This window comes from Kitasatospora sp. NPDC043950 (assembly GCF_056435345.1).
Map to the genome: position 1 here is coordinate 1 of NZ_JBWKER010000089.1, position 5,514 is coordinate 5,514.

General features: G+C 69.2%; 9 protein-coding genes. 6 read left to right on the forward strand and 3 right to left on the reverse strand.

Annotated elements, in window-relative coordinates; genetic code table 11:
- Window positions 1-228 precede the first annotated feature (228 nt).
- Window positions 229-555 carry a hypothetical protein gene (locus AC07BF_RS35710; protein WP_363633136.1) on the reverse strand — a complete coding sequence of 109 codons (327 nt, stop codon included), beginning with the start codon at window positions 553-555 and terminating at the stop codon, window positions 229-231.
- A 60-nt stretch (window positions 556-615) separates the two neighbouring features.
- On the opposite strand from AC07BF_RS35710, the gene AC07BF_RS35715 reads away from it, so the two are divergent.
- Window positions 616-1,455: an IS5 family transposase gene (locus tag AC07BF_RS35715; RefSeq protein WP_400989317.1), complete on the forward strand. Its 840-nt coding sequence runs from the start codon at window positions 616-618 to the stop codon at window positions 1,453-1,455.
- A 327-nt stretch (window positions 1,456-1,782) separates the two neighbouring features.
- On the opposite strand, the gene AC07BF_RS35720 is transcribed toward AC07BF_RS35715, so the two are convergent.
- A complete protein-coding gene (locus AC07BF_RS35720) occupies window positions 1,783-2,046 on the reverse strand; it encodes a hypothetical protein (RefSeq protein WP_363633140.1) in 264 nt (87 codons plus the stop codon).
- Complete coding sequence (locus tag AC07BF_RS35725; protein ID WP_400812409.1) at window positions 2,039-2,341, reverse strand: hypothetical protein; 303 nt, start codon at window positions 2,339-2,341, stop codon at window positions 2,039-2,041. Before AC07BF_RS35725 ends, AC07BF_RS35720 begins: the two co-directional genes overlap by 8 nt.
- Window positions 2,342-2,475: 134 nt before the next feature.
- On the opposite strand from AC07BF_RS35725, the gene AC07BF_RS35730 reads away from it, so the two are divergent.
- The 5 genes from AC07BF_RS35730 to AC07BF_RS35750 all read left to right on the forward strand — a co-directional run bounded on the left by AC07BF_RS35730 (window position 2,476) and on the right by AC07BF_RS35750 (window position 5,066).
- Window positions 2,476-2,691 carry a hypothetical protein gene (locus tag AC07BF_RS35730; protein WP_363586085.1) on the forward strand — a complete coding sequence of 72 codons (216 nt, stop codon included), beginning with the start codon at window positions 2,476-2,478 and terminating at the stop codon, window positions 2,689-2,691.
- Window positions 2,692-2,892: 201 nt separating this feature from the next.
- Window positions 2,893-3,327: an SMI1/KNR4 family protein gene (locus AC07BF_RS35735; RefSeq protein WP_363586086.1), complete on the forward strand. Its 435-nt coding sequence runs from the start codon at window positions 2,893-2,895 to the stop codon at window positions 3,325-3,327.
- Window positions 3,328-3,381: 54 nt separating this feature from the next.
- On the forward strand, window positions 3,382-3,732 hold the full coding sequence (locus AC07BF_RS35740) for a transcriptional regulator (protein ID WP_478334473.1): 351 nt from the start codon (window positions 3,382-3,384) through the stop codon (window positions 3,730-3,732).
- The gene (locus tag AC07BF_RS35745; protein ID WP_478334474.1) at window positions 3,729-4,400 is read left to right on the forward strand and encodes a nucleotidyl transferase AbiEii/AbiGii toxin family protein; all 672 of its coding nucleotides are present in this window, start codon (window positions 3,729-3,731) and stop codon (window positions 4,398-4,400) included. The genes AC07BF_RS35740 and AC07BF_RS35745 overlap by 4 nt, the downstream gene beginning before the upstream one ends.
- Window positions 4,401-4,682: 282 nt before the next feature.
- Entirely contained in the window at window positions 4,683-5,066 is a 384-nt protein-coding gene (locus AC07BF_RS35750; RefSeq protein ID WP_400812407.1) for a hypothetical protein, read from the forward strand.
- The last annotated feature ends 448 nt before the right edge of the window (window positions 5,067-5,514 follow it).

Sequence of the window (5,514 nt, forward strand, 5' to 3'; positions counted from 1 at the left end):
AACTCCGGGGTGTACTTCCGCCCTGCCATATGAACCATCTTCCCGGACCATCAAGATCCGCCATCAGAGTGTCCACATCACAGGGGTCACCTCACTCTTTGGTGCCGCTCGACACGAGCCTCAGCCCAGCACAAGCGCCACCGCCATGATCAGTGAGACTGGGCAGGCACGACCAGGCGACGGGACGCGCCATGCACGGACCCACGGCGCAGGTGAGGGCAGCAGCAGTCACACCCCACGGTCCCGAACCGGATAGAGCCTGACGTGCAAAACCCGCACCTCCCACCACGGATCGTCCGGAGCGGACACCAACGCGGTCACCAGCTCCCGCTTGTTCGGAGCGGGCAGCACCAACAGACCCAGGTCCTTTGCGGTGCGGGCCTGTACGCACCCCGGGCGCTCCAGCCGGTCGGGGCCGGCCTTCTCCCGCAGCTCCAGCTTCGAGCCCTCCTTCCCGCCGATCGAGCCCCGGCACGTCCAGCACGGGCGCAGCGCGGCGTTGGCCGTGCGGACGGCTTCCAGCTGCTCGAAGTCCGTCTGGTCTGTAGACGTCATGGAATCGCCCGATCAGCAGCGGAACGGCATCCTCCGGCTTGTTGCTGCTGACGCTGTGTCATGGCCCAGGGCAAGCCGTACCCCAGCGACCTGTCCGACACCCGATGGGCCCTGATAGAGCCGACTCTGACGGCCTGGAGAAAGGCCCGGCTCGACCGCAGGCCCACCGGACAGCCGGCGAAAGTCGACCTGCGCGACGTCTTCAACGCGATCCTCTACGTCAACCGAACCGGAATCCCCTGGAAATACCTTCCACACGACTTCCCCAACCACGGCACCGTCTACGCCTACTATGCCGCGTGGCGCGACGAGGGAATCTTCGCCCAGCTGAACTACGATCTCACCGGACTGGCCCGGGTGAAGGAAGGCCGCAAGCCCGAGCCGACTGCCTCGGTGATCGACACCCAGAGTGTGAAGACCTCCACCAATGTGCCCGTGACCAGCCAGGGAACCGACGCCGCGAAGAAGATCGTCGGTCGGAAGCGGGGGATCCTCACTGACACGATCGGCCTGATCCTCGCCGTGGTCGTCACTGCCGCGAGCCTGTCCGAGAACGCCGTGGGAATACAGCTCCTTGATCAGGCCAAGAAGACCTATCCGAGCATCTCCAAGAGTTGGGTCGACACCGGCTTCAAGAACGCCATGGTCGAGCATGGAGCCGGCCTCGGAATCGACGTCGAAGTCGTCCACCGGAAGTCCGACATCCCTGGATTCCATGTTGCGAAAAGGCGGTGGGTGGTCGAACGGAGTCTCGGGTGGATCATGCTGCGGCGGCGCCTCGCCCGCGACTACGAGACCCTCCCGGCCAGCTCCGAGGCCATGATCCACGTCGCCTCGATCGACAACCTCACCAAGCGCATAGCGGACGAAAGCACACCAACCTGGCGAGGAACCTACTAGGGCATAAGGTGCAATTAGCCCACACTAAACGCCCACTGAGGCCCGATCCGGTGTGCCGCCCGGAGACTACCGTCGTGCGGGTTCGCGCCGCCGTCTCCACCGCGTCGGCCCGCTGAATCCGGCGGCGGAACCGGAGAGCAGAACCTCCTCCGAGTCCCTGCGCCTGCCAGGGATTGCCCTGGCAGGTTAACGCGCGCCTCGGACAGCAGCCCGTCCGCGCGTCTTCTGGCTCCTGCCTCACGGCCGTGACCAGGAATCCGGCGGCCTCTCGGCCGTCCGCGCCAGCGATCGGCGCGAGGCAGGTTCGGGCGGCGAGGCGGCGGCCCGTCAGAGGGGAATGATGCGGGTGAGGTGTACGAGGTGGCTGTGAGTGTCGATGACGTACTCGGCCAGGCCGCGTCCGTGGGGGATCGGGAGTCGACGCCAGTCGCCGGCGCTGTCGCGGGCGCTGCTCTCCGGCAGCCATGGGTTCTCGGCGATCGCGACGATCGCGGAGAACAGGTCGACCGGCAGGCCGGGATCGGACAGGGCGTCCTGGACGGCTTCGGACGGCAGGACCGGCCACAGGCCGTCCGGCTCTTCGTCACTCACCCGGCAGGTCCCCGCCCCGCTCACGGCGCAGCCGTAGGACGTCGGCCATGGTGGTGGTGGGCAGGGTGGCGTTGCGGGCGGCGGCGATGATGCGGTCCTGGTCGGGGTCGGTGTCCATTTCGGCCTCGCACCACCAGCGGTTGAGGACCTGCTCGGCCTGGTCGATGGGGGCCTGGCCGAGTTCGCGGTAGAACTCAATCCGGCGCCCGCCCTGCAGGGCGGCGGTGATGCCGTCGGGGATGCGCGGCACTCGGGGCTGCGGTGGGTGGTGATGGTACATGGGTTGGAGGCTCATCGGGTTCCTCCTGCCTCTGCCTCTCGGCACCACGGTATCGGGTGCCGGCCGGTCGCAGGGCCGCGCCCGCCATGGCCACTCCCGATCTCCACCGGCTGCGTCCGGGAGTTGGCTGGTCCTGCGAGACTGTCATCATGACCGCCAACCGCCGCAGCCTCGGGCTGCCCGCATTCTCCGAGCCCGCCGCCGACGCTCCCGCGCCTGCCCAGTCCGGCGGGCGCCAGCTGCTGCCAGTGGAGCAGGGCGCGGACTTCCGCCAGCCGCCTGGCGAGACCGCGCCAGCGCCCGCCCCGGCGCGGCGCCCGCTCGCCGCCGGCCTGACCTTCTCCGACCCGGACCGGCAGATTTGACCTGCTCCGACCATTCCACACAGCTCTGACCTGCGCAGGTTTCATAAACCGGACCAAGGCCGAGCCGCCTCGAAGCGGTCGCGAATCTATCCAAGGTTGTCGTTCCGGTGACGAGCCAGGGGTGGCGTCCCACACCGGGTTGTCGCTGAGCGCGGTTCGTCCCGCGTGAGCTTGTCGTCCGGGATAGCTACGCTTCCGGTCATGTGGAGACAAGTCGCCCGTGACGTGTTCCCCGACGCCGATTTCAGGGATCCCACCGACGAGGCAGTCCTCGCCGAGGCGGAGCGGAAGCTCGGGGAGGAGCTGCCGGCCGGGCTAAAGCAGTTGTTGCTGGAGAGCAACGGGATCGTCGGGCAGACCGGCGTGGACACCGTCTGGAGCATCGAGCAGATCGTCGAGCAGAACATCTACTTCCGGTCGGACGGCTCCTTCGCCCAGCTGTACATGCCGTTCGACGCTCTTCTGTTCTTCGGGGACAACGGTGGCGGCGACCAGTTCGCCTTCGTGCGGACGCCACGGAGGCCGGACGTCTTCGTCTGGGAGCACGAGACCGACAGCCGCCGTTGGGCGGCCCGTGACCTGCGGGACTACCTTGGACGCTCACTCGCCGAGGGTGGAGACGCCTGGTATCAGTAGTCCCATGCCCGGGTGCCCGCAGACCGGCCGGGAAGGAGGGGGAAAATCGTCTGCATGACGCCGCTTGCTTCCGCCGACAGCCGTTCCGGGCAACCGGCCGCCCGCCTTCCGCGCTCCCTCGGGGAACTGGAAGGGCCGACGGCCGGCCGGGTGGAGCTTCCGCTGCACCTCGCATGGTCGGGCCTTCGCACCTTCGACCTGGAACAGCCGCGGCAGCGAATGGGCCTGTACCGGATCGTGCTGAACGAGGGCATGCGAGAGGACCTTCCACAGCTCCTGGACGCCGGCCTCCTCGTGGCACAGTGGCCGGTGCTGAGGACACTGGTCGGCCCCGCCGTCCGCACGGTGTGGGAGACCGCCTTCACCGAGCTCGCGGCCGCAGCCCGCCCCGCCGCCGCGGCGTGAGACTGACCCCGCTCCACCGGCGCCTGCTGGCCGACGTCCTCGCCGTCGGCGCCCCCTACCGTCTCGTGCTGACCGACGGCTACGCCGCCCAAGCCCATGGACTGGCCGACCGGCTCAGCCAGAACCTGGATGTGGCAGCCGAGCACCCGGCCGCGATGAAAGAGATCGCCGAAGCACTCACCGCAGGCCTGGTCGAACGAGGCTGGGCGGTGTACGAGGTCGAGGTCGTCCCCCTGTCGGGCCGCCTGGTCGTCACCGACCCCGAGACCGGCGAGAGCTGCGAGGTCGACGTCCTCAAGGAACACATCTGGAAGCCCGCCGTCCAACTGGAGTTCGGCCCCGTCCTGCGCGTCGACGTCGTCGTCGGCACCAAGATGCGCGCCCTCGCCGACCGCGGCTACGCCCGTGACCTGATCGACGTCCAGGCCGCCGCCCGCTGGTTCAGCCACCGGGACCTGGAAGACCTCGGACGCCGCCACGCCCGCGACACCTTCGACCTGGCCGAACTGCGTGACCGCCTGGCCGACGCGGACTGGATCGACGACGCAGAGTTCGCCGCGTACGGCCTCGACGGCGACGCGATCGCCGGCCTGCGGACGTGGGCGCAGGAGTGGGTTGGTGACCTGGACCGGCGCCTGGCCGCTGAAGGGGACTACGAGGACGGCTGACAAGGCCGCTTCCCTGGGTGCGGCCCCAGACGGCTACGGTGCCCGGGGCCGGGGCCTCCTCGCGTCGGGGCCGGTGTTCACTCGAGGCCAGGCCGCTACGTCAGGTGGTCGCTCCAGCCGGGGTGGCCGTTGACGCACCGACCCGAATCAGCAGCCGCCGGGCGTCGGCGTGCCGGAGGTGCCTCCGGTGGCGTAGATGTGCCAGTCGCCCGGGCCCGACACACCGCAGAAACCGTCGTTGCTGACTTGGGCCCAGGCCACGACGCTCCAGGTGTCCGGGTCGTGGCTGTGGATGTTGGCTCCGTAGGGAGCCTGGCCGCCGGCAGCCCCGGAGAAAAACCCCTACAGGCCGCCATCGCCGACTACGCCGACATGGCCCTCCAGACCCTGCTCGCCGCCGCCCACGGCGTCCACGACGGCCTGCCCGCCGACCAACTGGACGACGCCGTCACCCGCATGCGGACCGACACCGGCACCCGAATGGCCAAACTCCTCGCCCAGACACAGCGCCTGTGGTCCGAGCGCCCGGCGGACCTGCAGACGATCGACGACATGGCCCACGTGCTGATCAGCGCACTCCTCGTCCTCACCGCCGACGGCGACCAGGAGAACGTGCTGCCGCTGCTCGCGCAACTGCGGGTCGGCGCGCTGGCCTCGGGAACCTGACACGGGAACGGTCGGCTCCGTTCAGCCGCACGGCCGCGCGCCGTCCGCTGTACGGCCCCGGTGCCGCGCTGTACGACAGTGTGATGACCACGGGGGGAGCGCAGACCGACTGGCGACAGGCCGAGGCCCCTCGCGCTCGAATCGGACGCAGTTGGTTAATCCGGGGGCCTGACTACTTCGCCCCGTCGAGCGGTTGCTCGGCGGGGCGAAGTGCTGCGAAGGGTCCCCGTTACGCATTGCAGCCGATCCCGCACCCTACCCGAGGTAGGTCCGCTGCCGCCGACGGATCATCCCGGATGTCCGGGACGGCAGTGGTCTACGTGGCTCGGTCGAGGAGGACCGCCGCTAGCGGGCCTGACCGCAGTGGGGGGGGGGGGGGGGGGGGGGGGGGGGGACCGAAGAAAGCAACACTCTTGACAGTGTGGCGGGTGGGCTGTCTGTGGGTGGG

Excerpts from the sequence above, each read along its gene's own strand:
- AC07BF_RS35725 (WP_400812409.1), bottom strand. The coding sequence starts at position 2,341 with ATGAGCCTCCAACCCATGTACCATCACCACCCACCGCAGCCCCGAGTG.
- AC07BF_RS35715 (WP_400989317.1), top strand. The coding sequence starts at position 616 with ATGGCCCAGGGCAAGCCGTACCCCAGCGACCTGTCCGACACCCGATGG.
- AC07BF_RS35735 (WP_363586086.1), top strand. The coding sequence starts at position 2,893 with ATGTGGAGACAAGTCGCCCGTGACGTGTTCCCCGACGCCGATTTCAGG.
- AC07BF_RS35710 (WP_363633136.1), bottom strand. The coding sequence starts at position 555 with ATGACGTCTACAGACCAGACGGACTTCGAGCAGCTGGAAGCCGTCCGC.
- AC07BF_RS35740 (WP_478334473.1), top strand. The coding sequence starts at position 3,382 with ATGACGCCGCTTGCTTCCGCCGACAGCCGTTCCGGGCAACCGGCCGCC.
- AC07BF_RS35730 (WP_363586085.1), top strand. The coding sequence starts at position 2,476 with ATGACCGCCAACCGCCGCAGCCTCGGGCTGCCCGCATTCTCCGAGCCC.